Source organism: Chloroflexia bacterium SDU3-3 (genome assembly GCA_009268125.1).
In the GTDB taxonomy this organism is placed as follows: domain Bacteria; phylum Chloroflexota; class Chloroflexia; order Chloroflexales; family Roseiflexaceae; genus SDU3-3.
Genome location: WBOU01000005.1, coordinates 399,441 through 414,285 on the forward strand (window position 1 = coordinate 399,441; position 14,845 = coordinate 414,285).

A 14,845-nucleotide genomic window follows, 5' to 3' on the forward strand; every position below is an offset into this window, starting at 1 on the left:
GGACTAGGGAACCAGCTCGATCCGCCGCACCATCACGCCGAGCTGGCGGCTGTCGCCGCTGGCTGGGTCGAGATCGCGGGGGCGGAACGTCGTGGTTCGGAGCGTGATAGTATGGACATCGGTCGTAGATTCAAGCGAAAAAACGACCTGCTGCCAGCCATCGCGCAGGGTGATCTGTCCAATTTCGGTGCCACCATTGTACACGAAGATAGTAGGGGGCGGCGCGGCGCTGGGGCGGCCTGGGGCCAGATCGATCTGCACGCGGGCCGCGCCGGGGCGGGCGAGGCGCACCTGAGCCTGGGCGGTGCTCCAGCGGTAGCCGCCCTGCGCGGGGTAGAAGCCGCGCAGGTAGCCCAGATCGAGGCCGCCGCCCACATCCAGCGCGGCGGGCGGCCCGCCCAGCGGCGCGAAGGCATCCCACGACCAGGCCTGCAGATCCTGGAGCGACGCGGTCTCGTAGGCCAGCTCGGCGCGGGCCTGCTGGGCGTCGCCCTGGTGCCGCAGCAGCGCGCCGCGCAGCAGGTGGGCCTGGGGGTGCGCCCCCAGCGCGGCGATGGCCGCATCCATAGCCCGCTCGGCGGCCACGCGGTCGCCCGCCAGCAGCGCGGCGCGGGCCTGGGCCACCCGCGCCAGCGCGGATGTGTCGTCCATGGCCAGGGCGTAGGCGGCGGATCGGCTGGCGGCCCTGGAGTCGCCGCGCTCTAGGGCGCGGTCGGCCTCCCACAGCGCAATGTGCTTGTCGGCCAGCATCCAGGCCTCGGCCAGGTAGGGCCGGTGCAGCAGCATCAGCGCCAGGGCGGATGCGGCCAGCGCGGCGGCCAGGGCCACCCGCCCGCGCGTGGGCCTGGCCCAGCGGCCATGCAGCGCCGCCGCCGCCCAGCCCGCGAAGGGCGCGAGCGCGGGGTAGATCGGCAGGCGGTAGCGCAGCTCCACGTGGAACAGCAGCGAGGTGAGCAGGATGTAGGCGGCCCACGGCGCGAGCAGCGTGCGCTGGTCGGCCAGGGCCGCGCCTAGCCAGGGCAGCAGCCCACGCGGCCTGCGCGCCTGGCCCCAGCCGGGCCAGAAGCACATGCCCGCCAGCCCGCCCAGCAGCAGCGCCAGCCACACGCCATCGCCCAGCAGCAGCTTGGCCCACACCTCGGCGGGCGGCACCCAGATCGCCCGCTTCTCGCGCAGCTCGTCGAAGTGCTGTAGCGCGAAGAACTTCTTAGCCTCGCCCCACAGCTTCTGGGCGAACATGGCCGGATGCGCGGCGATCTCCGCCACGCCGCGCCGCGTGGCCAGCTGCTGCCGCCCAGCCCGATCTTCTTCCATAGCGTAGAGCTGGGCCTTGGCCGCATCTCGCCCAAGCGGGTCGTCGGCGCTGGCGGCGGAGAAGTTGTTGTCAAGCCAGAGGTTCTCGGCCCCGGTGGTGTCGATCAGGATGAGCGCGTGGTAGGCCAGCGTGTTGCGGGCGGCCCAGGGCGCTATCAGCAGCAGCGCGGCGGCGGCGAAGGCCAGCGGCAGCGCGGCGCGGCGGGCCAGCCAGCGCCAGCGCGGCGAGGCGAATGGCGCACCCGGCTGGGCCAGCAGCCACACCGCGCCCAGCGGCAGCAGCGGCAGCGCCACCGAGCGCACCAGGGCCAGCAGCCCCACGCCCAGCCCGGCCAGCGCGGCGCACACCAGCGGCCCGCGCTGCCCACCCTCGCGCAGCAGCCGCGCCGAGCGCAGCAGCAGCCAGAGCACCGCGCTCAGCCCGAACAGAAAGACCGTCTCGGTGAGCAGCTCGGTGGCGGTGGCGGCCAGGGTGTAGCTGGCAGCGAACAGCAGCGCGGCCAGCAGCGCCGCCCGCCGCGAGCGGGCCAGCTCGTGGGCCAGCGCGGCCACGGGGAAGATCGTCAGCGTGCTGACCACGGCCTGCACCAGCCGCACGTTCTGGATGAGCGAGTCGAACAGGTAGATGCAGCCCGCCAGGAACAGCGTGTAGAGCGGCGGGCGCATCAGGCGCAGCTCGACGTACTGCTTCTGCTGCAGCAGGGTGAGCGCCTGCTGCCAGTACTCGCTCTCGTCGCCGCTCAGCGGGTACGGCTCGCGCCAGCGCCACACGGCCAGCCGCAGCCCCAGCGCCGCCGCGAACAGCAGCGCGTAGGCCAGCCACAGCGGCAGCGCGCGGCGGCGGCTCACGGCGCACCCCGCAGCTCGGCCCAGTCGAGCCGCACGCCCAGCTGGCGCACCTGCCCGGCCAGCGCGCCCTGCTGGCGGTTGTAGTCGCCCGCGTCGGGGATGAAGGTGGCGGTGCGCAGCGTGATCACCACATCCTGCCCGGCGGGGGTGGGCGGCAGCGCCACGCGGAACTCCTGCGGTGCATCCATGCTAGGCGTAAAGCTGCCCGCCTCGCGCTCGCCCAGCAGCACGCGCACCGGCGGCGCGGCCCCGAAGCCCTGCCAGCCGCGCCCGTCGGCGGCCAGCACCAGGGTCTGGGCCGCGCCCGTGCCTGCGGCGGGGAAGCGCAGCTGCGCACCGTCGCTGCACCAGCGGTAGTTGCCCGTGTCCATCCCCCGGATGCTCTCGCCCAGGTAGCAGCCGCGCAGGTAGCCCACATCCAGATTCCCGCCCACGTTGATCAGGGTGGTCGGCGCGGGGTCGAGCCAGTCCCAGGCCCACTGCACGGGGTTGGCGTCATCGACAAACTGCTCGGTGAGCTGGGCGTTGGCCTCCTGCTCGCGGCCCAGGGTGCGCAGCAGGTCGCCGCGCACCACGGCGGCCTCCACATCCTTGGCGGCGGCGATCTGCTGCTGGCTGGGCAGCGCGGCCAGCGCCTCGGCGGCGCGGCCCTGGGCGGCGGCGGCCAGCGCGTCCACGATCTGGGCGTCGCTCATGGCCTGGGTCTTGCCCGCGCGCCTCAGCCGCAGCTCGGCGGGGCGGGCCAGCGCAGCGGCAGCGCCGTCGCCAGCGCGCAGGGCCAGGCGCATGCGCTCCTGGGCCAGGTAGCCATCCCGCGCGGCCAGCGCCAGCCCGGTGCTGGCCGCGCTCGACGGGTAGCGGCCTAGGTACGAGGCCCACGCCGAGTCGCCCTGGCCCGGCTCCAGGTAGGCGTAGGGCGTGGCCGCCAGCAGGAACAGCAGCGCGGCCACGGCGGCGGCCAGCGGGCGCACCCGCAGCAGGCGCGCGGGCAGCAGGGCCAGCGCGTAGCCCGCGAAGATGAAGGCGAAGGGCAGCAGCGGCAGGCGGAAGCGGTTGATCGCGAACAGCACGGGCGCGACCACGATGTTGAACAGCCAGAACAGCAGCACCAGCCAGGGCTTCTTTTTCGCCCCCTGCGCGGCGCACGCGGCCCAGCCCAGCGCGGCCAGCGGCAGCGCCAGCACATACAGCGTGTCATCCAGCGTGAAGAGCGTGAGCGCGTACCAGCGCGGCAGCCGCCCCAGCGCGAAGCCGTCGGTGAAGCGCTCGTCGCCGCTGTAGTTGATGCGGAAGAAGTCGAGCAGCTCGCCCGCCGACTTGGCCGCGAAGGCCAGCGGCCTGCGCTGGATGAGGCACAGCCCCTCGGCGGTCATCAGCTGCTGCACGGTGGCCTGGGGCACCGGCGCGCGGTCGAGCGCCTGCTGCATGCGCTGGTCGCCCTGCCCCAGCAGGCACGAGCCGCCCTGGTCGAGACCCGCGCCCCGGTAGAGCGTGAGCTGGTCGGCGGGCAGCTGGCCCAGCAGCGCCAGCGCGAAGTTGCGCGGCGGCGCATCCTGGCGCTGGCCATCGTAGGCGGTGCGCGCGCCCAGCATCAGGTTGAACGCGCCGGTGGTGTCCACCAGCACCAGCCCGCCGTAGACCCGCGCGCTGTTGTAGGCTGCCCACGGCAGCACCACCAGCGCCATCGCCGCCGCGAACAGCCCGGCGTGCCGCCAGCCGCCGCGCAGGCTCTCGCGCAGCGGCCCCAGCAGCCCCGCGCCGCGCCGCCAGCCCGGCCCCAGCGCCAGCAGCAGCCACAGCGCGGCCAGCGGCGCGAAGCCCAGCGCCAGGCTGCGGGTGAGCGTGGCCAACCCAAACAGCGCGCCGCCAGCCGCCGCCAGCAGCAGGCCGCGCCGCGTGGGCCGCGCGGCCAGCAGGCAGGCGAAGCCGCCCAGCAGCAAGGTCAGAAACAGCGTCTCGGAGAGCAGCACCTGGGCGTAGAGTGCCAGCGGCAGGTACAGCGCCATCAGCAGCGCGGCCACGAAGGCCGCCAGGGTGCGGCGCGGGCCGGGCACTAGCTGGAGCGCCAGCAGGTAGACCAGGGCCACGTTGGCCAGCCCCAGCAGCGTCTGGCTGATATAGATGGGCGCGGGCGAGGGGCCGAACAGCCGCAGGTGCGCGGCCACAAACAGCGGGTAGAGCGGCGCGCGGGTCCAGAGGTAGCCCGCGTACCAGCTGAAGCCGCGCCCCTGGGCCAGCCATGTGGCGGCGGCTAGGTACTCGCCCTCATCCGAGATCAGGCCGGTGCGGGGGATGCGGCCCCACAGCGCGAGGCGCAGCGCCAGCGCGGCGGCCAGCGCCAGGGCCAGCGGCAGCCACCGCGAGCGACGGAGTGTGTCCATGGTATCTTCCGCGCCGCCCGTGGGGCATGGGGCGGGCGGTCGCGGCCCGCGCCCGGTGGGCATACGCACTATGTACGGACTACAGAGGCGCAAATGTACCACAAAGGCGCGGGGCGGGCAACGGGGCTACCGAGGGGTAGCGCTGCAATGGTGCGACGGAGCCTCCGCGCGGACGCGTATCGCCTGATGCACCACGGCGTTGAAGTAGGGGCCAATATCTGCTGCGGAGCGTCCGGTGACAAGATCACCATCGACGACCACATGGCTTGGATCCGGGACGAAGATGGCACCTGCGTTGTGGACATCGGCCAGCACGACCGTGTGGCAGATAACCCGCCGCCCTTGGAGCACCTCGGGGCATGGGGTCAAAATCCAGAGCGCGTGGCAGAGTGCGCCCTTGATGATGCGGGTGTTGAGCATCGCTTGCCGAAAGAACTGAACGGCAGGTGGCGACTGGATGCCCTCGATGCTGCTGAGTGAACCCATTGGTTGGATCTCGCGCAGGCGGACGCTACAGTAGTTCGCAGCCATCAGAATAATATCATAGTCTTCTGGATGGCAGCTTTTGATATCCTTCTCGATCTCCATTGAGCATACTGGCTTCCCCAGAGCATCCACATCGCTCACAATCGTTCGGGATGGCTGGCCCCAAAGATTCGAGAGGAAATCGACGGATGCCCCCAGCACTGAGAAACCGACCTGATAGTAATCAATCTCTGCGGGGATATATTCGGTGTCTAAAAGAACGGCAACCCGCATACCCTTCAGCACCTGATAGGTCATAATTTGCCTCTGTGAGGGTGGGTTTGAATCGCACCCTGATCTTTAACGAATATCGGTAAATGTGATCTGGCACGTAGGCGGGAGATGGTCGTGCTCTTTTGAATCGAGCGTTTGGCGGCCAGCTTCCCGCGCCAGGAATGAGTAAGGCTGAACCAGATCACTCTGGTTTTCCAGGGCGTAGTACAGGGGGAGCACTTCGCGGTGCAGCTGGTGAGTGGTAATATAGGCCACCAGCATGTGCTCAAGCGAGTGCTCGCCGTTTTTCCACGCGTGCTGCTTGGGGAAGTTTATCACCGGCTTCTTGGTCTGCCAGTCCACATAGTGCCAGATCTCACCGTGCTCTTTGTCCACCATATAGTCAAACCAGCATGCGTAGGTCGACGTCAGGTAGCTGGCAAACCCCGGGTCGAGCAGCGCAAGCGTGGCCGCTGTCTGATCGAGCACAGCGCAGATCCACCACTCCTTGTCGCAGTCGTGCGCCCCCGAGGGCTTCAGCATGCGCGCCCATGTGCCATCTTCTAAGAAGGCCTCGCTGAGGATATGGGCGGCGTGGTTGGCCCCAAAGGTGTTGAGGAACAGATCGCCCCGCATTTTCCCCAGCTGGTGGAGCAGCCAGAAGGTTTTCACCGAGTGCCCAAAGTCGGTGTGCGGCTGGCCATAGCGCTCGTTGTCCACCGATGTGATCGACCCCCAGAACAGCTGATGCTGCGGGCCATAGAACTGGCTGATAATGATTTTTGCGATATGATCCATATCCGCAAACCACTCTTTGCGGATGCCCAGCGGCAGCGCAGGTGCGAGCCAGATCATATAGGCGAAGATCTGGTCAAGCTGGGCTACAAGCTCCTTTTGATCAGGTGTATCGCCATCTGGCGATGGCTCCAGCACCCATTGGAAGAGATCAAGATTTTCATCAAAATAGGTGGAGAAAATATAGTTCTTGATCGAGATGATGGGGTCAAGGAGTTTGGGGTCGTGGGTGAGATAGTAGTAGAACCCTATGCCCATCAGGGCATAGGCCATGCTCTGGCTGGTGCGCTGCTTTGGGCCAGGGGCACCGCGATCATTTTCCTGTGTCAGCAGGTACTCATAGGGGTGGCCGTCTGGGTCAAGCGCGTGCTCTAGAAAGAAATCGACCCCGGCACGAGCAAGATAAAGGTACTTGCGATCTCCTGTGACGTGGTAGGCAACGCCATAGACATAAGTCTGGCGGGCCTGAGTGCGGATATGCTGGCGATCTAGCCAGACAATCCCATCGACCGGGGTGCAGAACTCGATTGGGGGGCAGTAGGAGTCGAAAAGTTTCCCCTCATTCGTGCGGTAGGTGGGGAAGTTGCCATGGGGGCATCCTTTGGCCTCCTCCATCATCCAGAAGGGCATAAGCTCATTGGTGAGGTGAGTGTGCCAGCGCTGAGATGATGGGAGCGTCTCAAGCACTGAGCCGATGATCTGCCTCGCTCGGTGATACGATTCGGTGCTGGGGGCGAGCGTCCGTGCGGGGGCAAAAGCCTGCACGGTTTTCCCTGCTGCGGCTGAAATCTCCATTGTCTGTCTCCTTGTGCTACTGGCACGCTCTGACTTCCCTGGGCGTGCGCCCATACACACTATGGGCCTGATACCATGTCTGTAGCCGGTTGGGGCTGTGGGGGTTACCCCATCGAGAAGGTACAGGAGCTACATCTAGCTGACGGCAGGAGCGGATTGTGGGTGCATATCAGCTTCACCCAGACCGTGGCGGTGGTACAGGGGCGCTGTGCAGTAAAGCTCAATATGCGGCACCCGAGGCTTGAATGCGATCTGGCGAAGGTGAGCGGCTGCTCAACCGATTCGATGTACCACGCGTAGTCAGCGGGCACATCGTTGCGAAGCACAAGCGTAAATGACAGCTCGGGGGGCTTGGCATATGAAGGGGCAGACTGGGCATATTGCCTAAGGAACGTGCACATACCCTCTCCGTAATCCTGCTGCTTTCTAGCGCTGCCTGGTGTAGTTGCATAGTAGGATCTGGCGGCGCGCTCGTCGACAAGATTTGTGGTACGGAGATCGGCACAAAAAGTGGTACAGAAAATAGAGCAGGCCGGGGAGCGAAATCTGCTCTCCGGCCTGCTCGCTTAGTTTAGGATGCGCCGCTGGGGCTACCGCTGGATGCGCTCACCCGTCACCGGGTCGTAGTGCCACTGCTCCACGGGGCGCGGATGGTCGGGCACCATATGCACCACCTGGGGTGGCGTGCTGCGGTAGGCCTCGGGCATCACCAGCCACAGGATGGGGTAGATGATGACCGGGAAGCCCATAAACAGCGTGGCGAGCACGAACACCAGCCGGACGATCACCGGATCGATGTTAAAATATTCCGCGATCCCGCCGCACACGCCTGCGAGCATCTTATCATTGCTGCGCCGAAGTTGGCCCTGCATTGTTTTTCTCCTTCTTGCTGCTACGAGCGAAGCGCTCGAACATTCAGCCGCTTGTGTTCCTGCTAGTGGTACGCTAGGCCAGGGGGGATTGTTGCAGCGGCCCGCTGATCGGCGCGGGCATGTTCTGAATCGAATGAGGAGACCATGACACGACGATCTGCCGCCCGCCGCCCGCGCCGCTCGCCCTACCGCCAGTTTGGCGGCATCGCCGTGGGCCTGGGGCTGGGCCTGGCCCTGGGCATCGCGCTGTTCGCCAAGATCGACTGGCTGGCCGCCTGGCTGCTGGGATGGGGCGTGGTGGCCTTCGCGCTCTACGGCTTCGACAAGCGCCAGGCCAAGGCCGCAGGCGGGCGCGTGCCCGAGCTGGTGCTGCACGGGGTGGCGCTGGTGGGCGGGGTGTTCGGGGCCTGGCTGGGGCGCGGCGTGTTCCGCCACAAGACCCAGCACCAGTCGTTTACGCTGGTGCTGGCGCTAGCCACCGTGGTGTGGCTGGCGGCGGCGTGGTGGCGATGGTGGGCCTAGGGGCTGACACTTTACCACCAAGACGCCAAGACACCAAGGGGGAAAAGAACCGTTTTACCACGAAGGCTCCAAGACACGAAGGGAACGAAAGGGGGCAGGGAATAGGGAGCAGTTGCCTACCCACCCGGCCCATGCGGCGAAGGTGCCGCTGGTGTTTTGCTGGCCATATGCACAAACAATAGCGGCCAGCGAACGGCATAGGAACGCCCCAAATTGGGGTTCCGAGGGGCGATGCCCTCAGCAGGTGTCACTTTCTTGGGCGGGGCGTCGCAGGATGCGCTCCACGGGATGAAACGACGTGCCGGGCATGCGCGCAATGGCATCATGGCCGTAGGGGCGGACCTGGTGTCCGCCCACGCCGCGTTTCATCGGTATCATCGGATACCGTGCGATGCGTACGATGAACGCGGCGCGGAACGCATCGGGATGCGCCGTAAGCATCGGATCGGGCTTCGATGCACGCGGCGCATTGCAATGGGGCGGACACCAGGTCCGCCCCTACACCCGTTGCGAATCATTGCGATCATCGGGCCGGGGGCGATGCCCGCAATGCGGCTCATCACCGACACCTATCCACCCGGCCCATGCGGCGAAGGTGCCGCTGGTGTTTTGCTGGCCATATGCACAAACAATAGCGGCCAGCGAACGGCATAGGAACGCCCAACATTGGCGTCCAGGGGCCACTCCCCTGGCGGGGTTCCAAGGGCGCGGAGCCCTTGGTGCCGCCCGCACAGGGCATCCACCCACCAAACGTCGCCATCCCGTATGCCACACGCGCAGGGCCGACCGTGCAACGCTCCAAGCATTGCCTACGGACAGCCCTAGGCATAAGAGACCCTACTCGCCGCGCTCGTGCTCGAGCCGGAAGTCCTCGTAGATGATGAACTGGGTCGCGCCGCTGGCCAGGTGCTGCAGCATCAGCGGCCTGACCTGGGTCTGCCAGTCGAGCTTGCCCAGGCCAGCGCCGATCTTCGGCAGCGCCACGCTGGGGATGCCCCGCTTGGCGCAGTGCTTGGCCAGATTGCGCAGCCCGCGATTGAGGAAGGGCAGCGTCGCGTGGTACATGTCGGGCTGGGTGGCGATATAGATGATGCCGGGGCGCTCTGCGGTGGGCGGGATGACGCACATGTCGCCGCCGCCGAAGCTGGCGCTGCGGGTGTGGCGCTTGAACTGCTGCTGGGCATCGGGCCAGCGTGTGGAGATCTTCAGCGCCAGGCCGGTGCCCAGCCCCTCCTGCGAGCCGATGGCGACGCCCTGGGCGATATAGCTGGCCTCGGCCTGGAGCAGGTCGCCGCTGGCGAAGGTGATCATAAGGCTGTTCCCTCTGTCTAATGTGGTTTCGCAGAGGAGATCGTATCCCGCGCGCGTTGGATACGCCACGGCCTGGGGAAGGATCGCCATCCCCAGGCCGTGTGCGTGTTCGCTAGCAGATTGTGGCGCTGGCATCCGGCGCGCGGATGACATCGAGCAGGTCGGCGGTGGCGCAGCCCTTGAGCAGGAAGGTGTCGGCACCGGCGGCCAGCGCGGCGGCGTGGTAGGTCTCGTAGAGCGTCAGCACCACCACCCGCACCTGGGGCCAGCGCCCCTTGATGCGGCGGGTGGCCTCCAGGCCATCCAGCATCGGCATGCGCACGTCGATCAGCACCACATCGGGCTGAAGCGTCTCCACACGGTCGACGGCGTCCACGCCGTTGTCGGCCTCAGCCACCACGGCGATATCTGGCGTGTGTTCGAGCACCGCGCGCATTCCCGAGCGTGCCCGTGGCGTATCATCGGCGATCAGCACACGAAGTTGCCGCTGCATTGTTCTGCCAGCCTTTCTGGCGCACCCAAACCGTCCGGCCTTGGCGTCCATCGGCTACTTCTTGGCCGGAATGTAGAGCTGGCCGCTCATGCCGTCTCGCGCGTTGCCCGGTGCGCTCAGGTCAACCCGCACAAGGTAGGTCCGCACCTTCACGTTCTGCTGGGCGGTGGCCGCGATGTAGGAGATCGTGCCATCCAGCGGGGTGTCGGCCAGGGCATCCAGCACCACGGTCGCGCGCTGGCCCACGCGCAGCCTGCCGATGTCGGTCTCATCCACCGGCACCTCGAAGCGCAGCACGCTGGCGTCGATCAGCTCGATCGACTGCTGCACGGTGGGCAGCTCGGTCTGGCTGGTGGAGACGCTGGGCAGCGGGCCGGCCACCTCGCCCTCGTGCAGGTTGATGGCGGTGATGGTGCCGTCGAAAGGCGCGCGGATCTCGGCGTACTCGCGGGCCAGCTTGGCCTCTTCGAGGGCGGCCTGGGCGCGGCTCAGGTTGGCCTCGGCCACGGCCTTGGATGAGGCGCGCGGGCTGGGGTTCAGGCGGTTGCGCGCGCCCTGGGCGGCGGCCAGCACGGCCTCGGCCTCGGCCTTCTGGGTGGCGTCGTCGGGCACCAGCGCCAGGTTCAGCGCCGCCTGGGCCTGGGTCACCTGCTGCTCGGCGCTCTGCACGCCGGTCACCTCCTGCTGGCGGGCGGTGTCGAAGTCCACCTGGGTCTGGTGCACAGCCTCCTCGGCCTGGCGCAGCGAGGCCTCGGCGCTGACGTAGCGGTTGTAGTAGGCCTTTTTGGATGTGTCGTTCAGCTTGCCGACCTTGGGGTCGATCGTGCCGACCTCGCCCTGGGCCACGTGCGGGACATTCCCATTCACATCGGCGGTCACATTCGAGGAGAGCTGCGGGGCCTTGCCGGTCTCCTGCACGTACTCCCACTCGGCCTTGGCCTGCGAGTAGGCGGCCTGGGCCTGGGTCAGCAGCAGGGTGGCCTGCTGCATGCGGGCCTCGGCCTGGGTCTTCGCGCGCGAGAGCTCGTCGCGCACGGCCTGCAGGTTGTTCTTGGCAACCTCCACCGCGCTGCTGGCCGCCGTCGCGCCCTGCTCGTCGCGGTTGGCGGCGCGCTTGACCTGCACCTGGGCGGCCTGCACGTTGGCGTTGGCCACCTGCACATCCGCCGCGTTGGGCGACTCGGTCAGCGCCGACTTGGCGGCGGTGGCGGCGGCCACGTCGGCCTCGGCCTGGGCGATGGCGCTGTCGAAGGGGCGCGGGTCGAGCGTGGCCAGCAGGTCGCCCTGCTTCACCACGTCGCCCTCCTTCACCAGCACCTGCTGCACCAGCCCCGCCGCCATGAACGACAGCGAGGATGTGCGCGCGGCCTTCACGCTGCCGGTGCCGCTCACCGGCAGGGCGTCGGGGCCTGCCGCGCTGGTGGGCAGCGGCGTGGGCGGCAGCAGCGTGGGCACGGGCGCTGCCGTGGGCTGCTGGGCTGCGGGCTGGCTGGCCTGAGCGGTGGCGCAGGCCGCCAGGATGCTGGCGCTGATCGCCAGCGTTGCGGTTATCTGAACATAGTGCTTTGCGCTACGCATGGTTTCTCTCACCTTTCGCACAGAACTTATGCCTGCTGGATCGACTGCTCGGAGATCGCGGCCTCGTCGCCGTGTCGGTGGAACTTCTTGCCAAAAAGCTCGACGGCGGACTCGTAGACGCTGTAGGCCGCAGGGACCACCAGCAGCGTCAGCACGGTGGATGAGATCATGCCGCCGACGATCACGATCCCCAGGCCCTGGCGCAGGTCGGCCCCCGCGCCCAGGCCCATCACCGTGGGGATGTTGCCGCTCATGATCGCCGCCGAGGTCATCAGGATGGGGCGCATGCGCACCTGCCCGGCCTTGATCAGCGCGTCGTAGGTGCTCATGCCCGCCTCGCGCAGCTTGTTGGTGTACTCCATCAGCATGATCGAGTTCTTCACCACCAGGCCCAGCAGCATCTGCAGGCCCACCATCGTCACGATGTTCACCTCCAGGTTGCAGATGCGGATGGCCACCACCGCGCCGATCAGGCTGAGCGGCATGGCCAGCATCAGCACCAGCGGCTGGCTGAGCGAGCGGAAGATGCAGGCCAGCACCAGGTAGATCAGCAGGATGGAGATCACGATGGTGTTGATCAGGCTGCTGTAGCCCTGCTGCTGCTGGTTGAAGGTAAAGCCGCCGAAGGTCACATCCACGCCAGCGGGCGGCGGGTTCTGCGCGATCACCTGCTGCATGTCGGCGATCACCTGGTTCATATTGCGGCCCACGTTGTTGCCCGACAGCAGGATCTCGTTGGTGCGGTCGGCGCGCAGCGTGTAGAGCGGCTCGGCGGTGGGCTGGATGGTGGCGATGCTGCTGAGCGGCACCAGATCCTTGCCGGTGGGGATGCGCAGCGTGCTGATCGCATCCACGCTCTGGCGGTCCTGCTCGCGCAGCCGCACCGAGATGTTGTAGGCGTGGCCGTCCTCGCGGTAGCGGCCCACCGTGGTGCCGTTCACCAGGGTCTGCATCGTCAGGCCCAGGGTGGCGTTGGTGATGCCGTAGCGGCTGGCCTCCTCGGGCTTGATGCGGTACTCCAGCGCGGGCACGCCGGGCGTGTAGCTGCTGTCCAGATCGCCCAGGCCCTCCACCTTGGCGAAGGCGGCGCGCAGCTGGCTGGCATACGGCTCAAGCTGGGCGTGGCTCAGGCCCTGGCTGCGGATCTGCACCTGGATGGGCCGCACCAGCACATCGGTGATGGCGCTGCTCTCGTAGTTGGTGAGCGAGAAGGCCAGGCGGGGCAGCCCGGCCAGCTTGGGCCGCAGCGCGTCCTCGAAGGCCTCGACCTTCTGCTTGCCGGTGTAGGTCACGAAGAAGAAGGCGTGCTCCTTGCCCTCCAGGCTGCCCACCACGGTCAACACGTTCTTCACATTCGGCGTGTCGCGCAGGATCTGCTCGACCTGGCGGGCCTGCTGGTCGGTGGTGTCCAGCGGGGTGCCCGGCTCCATCTGGAACGAGATGCCCACCTGGTTGTTCTGGTCGAGCGGCAGGAAGGTGTAGCGCACCCCGATCGAGAGCACCACGGTGAGCACCAGGATGAGCGCGGTGCCCAGCATCACCAGGCCGCGGTGGTGCAGCGACCAGACCAGGGCGCGGCGGTAGACCCGGTTGAGCCGCGTGTCCTGGATGTGCTCCTTGGTCACGTCGTCCTCGCCATCCATCGTCTCGATCGGGGGCACACCCTTGGCGGGCTTCAGCCACAGCGCCGAGACCACCGAGCCGCTGGTGAAGGCCTCGAACAGCGAGACGGCCATGGCGCTGATCACCACCACCGAGAAGGCCGTGAAGATCATGCCAGGCACGCCGGGGGTGTTGATCGAGGGCAGAAACACCACGATGATCGTGAGCGTCATGCCCACCACCGAGCCGACCACCTGGGCCGCGCCACGGCTGGCGGCCAGCATGGGCGGGTAGCCCAGCTCTAGGTTGCGGAACACGTTCTCGCGCACCACGATCGCGTCGTCGATCACCAGGCCCACCGACACCGAGAGCGCCAGCAGCGTCACAATGTTCAGCGTCAGGCCCAGCGCGTACATGCAGATGAAGGTGCCCGCGATGATGATCGGCATGCCGAACACTGTCACCACGGTGTGGCGGATGTCGCGAAAGAACAGCCAGACCACCAGCACGGCGAAGACCACCGCGATGGCCACATCCTCCAGCGCGCCATCCACATTCTGCTTCACCTCCTCGGCCTGATCCTGCACGATGGTGTAGTGCACATCGGGGTAGGCGGCCAGGGCGGTGTTCAGCTTGGCCATGGCGGCCTTGGCGGCGTCGTCGGTGTTGGCGGTCGACTCGCGCTGGATGAGCATCACCACCGAGTCGGTGCCGTTCAGGCGGGTGTAGGTGTCGATCGGCGCGTGGCTGTCCACGATCGTGGCCACGTCGCCCACGCGGTAGTCGCCCAGGCTCAGCGGCACATTGGCGATGTCCTGCGGGGTGCTGAACGCGCCCGGCGTGCTGAGGCGGTAGTCGAGGCCGTTGGCCGTGGCGTCGCCCAGCGAGAGCGAGGGGCTGGCCGCCGCGATCGACATGTCGACCTCGGCGGGCTGGATGCGCAGGGCCTGGAGCTTCTCAAGGCTTAGCTCTACGTTGATCTGACGCTCGCGCCCGCCCACCATGATCACGCCAGCCACGCCGTCGGCGGTCTGGATCTCGGGGGTGATGGTGTCCTTGAGCAGCTGGTGCAGGTTCTCGGGCGTGCGGTCGCCGCTGCTGCTCAGGGCCAGCACCAGGATGGGCTGCTGGTTCTGGTCGTACTGCTGGTAGTTCGGCTCCAGCACGCCCAGCGGCATGCCCAGCCGCGCCAGGTTGACCTTCTCGCGCAGGGTCTGCTGCTTGGCGTTCAGGTCGACGCCGATCTTGAACTGGGTGATGATTGCGGTCATGCCCTGCTGCGAGCGGGCGATCACCTTGTCCACATCATCGAGCGTGGCGATCTGGTCCTCGATCGGCTTCACCACCTCGTCGGTCATGGTCTGCGGGCTGGCCCCCGGGTAGCTGACCAGCACCACGATCGTCGGCTCGTTCGATGGCGGCAGCAGCGAGAGCGGCAGACGGATGAATGCCGCAATGCCAAGGGTGACAATGGCGGCCATCGCGATCAGGATCAGGATCGGCTCCCGGATCGAGAAGTCGGCGACGGCGTTACCATTGAGCGTATACTTTTTGTTGGCGGGCGTGCTCACGGCGGAATGCCTCTCCTGTTTCAG

At 67.4% G+C, this 14,845-nt stretch carries 10 protein-coding genes; 1 reads left to right on the forward strand and 9 read right to left on the reverse strand.

The features are described from left to right. Positions 1-3 precede the first annotated feature (3 nt). From F8S13_10910 to F8S13_10930, 5 genes are all read right to left on the reverse strand, one after another. On the reverse strand, positions 4-2,163 hold the full coding sequence (locus tag F8S13_10910; protein ID KAB8143505.1) for a glycosyl transferase: 2,160 nt from the start codon (positions 2,161-2,163) through the stop codon (positions 4-6). Then, positions 2,160-4,544 (reverse strand): hypothetical protein, encoded by a 2,385-nt coding sequence (locus F8S13_10915; GenBank protein ID KAB8143506.1) that lies wholly within the window; start codon positions 4,542-4,544, stop codon positions 2,160-2,162. Before F8S13_10915 ends, F8S13_10910 begins: the two co-directional genes overlap by 4 nt. Before the next feature lie 126 nt (positions 4,545-4,670). Further along, positions 4,671-5,327, reverse strand: a complete 657-nt coding sequence (locus F8S13_10920) for an intracellular protease/amidase (GenBank protein ID KAB8143507.1) — start codon at positions 5,325-5,327, stop codon at positions 4,671-4,673. A 42-nt stretch (positions 5,328-5,369) separates the two neighbouring features. Beyond that, a complete protein-coding gene (locus tag F8S13_10925) occupies positions 5,370-6,926 on the reverse strand; it encodes a hypothetical protein (GenBank protein KAB8143508.1) in 1,557 nt (518 codons plus the stop codon). Positions 6,927-7,462: 536 nt separating this feature from the next. Further along, positions 7,463-7,744 (reverse strand): PspC domain-containing protein, encoded by a 282-nt coding sequence (locus tag F8S13_10930; GenBank protein ID KAB8143509.1) that lies wholly within the window; start codon positions 7,742-7,744, stop codon positions 7,463-7,465. Positions 7,745-7,888: 144 nt separating this feature from the next. Here F8S13_10930 and F8S13_10935 point away from each other — a divergent pair, with 144 nt between their 5' ends. Next, positions 7,889-8,266 (forward strand): DUF1294 domain-containing protein, encoded by a 378-nt coding sequence (locus tag F8S13_10935; GenBank protein KAB8143510.1) that lies wholly within the window; start codon positions 7,889-7,891, stop codon positions 8,264-8,266. 837 nt (positions 8,267-9,103) lie between these two features. Here the strand turns inward: F8S13_10935 and F8S13_10940 are convergent. The 4 genes from F8S13_10940 to F8S13_10955 all read right to left on the reverse strand — a co-directional run bounded on the left by F8S13_10940 (position 9,104) and on the right by F8S13_10955 (position 14,821). Then, positions 9,104-9,577: an Appr-1-p processing protein gene (locus tag F8S13_10940; GenBank protein ID KAB8143511.1), complete on the reverse strand. Its 474-nt coding sequence runs from the start codon at positions 9,575-9,577 to the stop codon at positions 9,104-9,106. 112 nt (positions 9,578-9,689) lie between these two features. After that, on the reverse strand, positions 9,690-10,121 hold the full coding sequence (locus tag F8S13_10945) for a response regulator transcription factor (GenBank protein KAB8143512.1): 432 nt from the start codon (positions 10,119-10,121) through the stop codon (positions 9,690-9,692). A gap of 3 nt (positions 10,122-10,124) precedes the next feature. Beyond that, a complete protein-coding gene (locus tag F8S13_10950; GenBank protein KAB8143513.1) occupies positions 10,125-11,648 on the reverse strand; it encodes a biotin/lipoyl-binding protein in 1,524 nt (507 codons plus the stop codon). Between the two features lie 26 nt (positions 11,649-11,674). After that, positions 11,675-14,821, reverse strand: a complete 3,147-nt coding sequence (locus F8S13_10955; protein KAB8143514.1) for an efflux RND transporter permease subunit — start codon at positions 14,819-14,821, stop codon at positions 11,675-11,677. Positions 14,822-14,845: the final 24 nt, after the last annotated feature.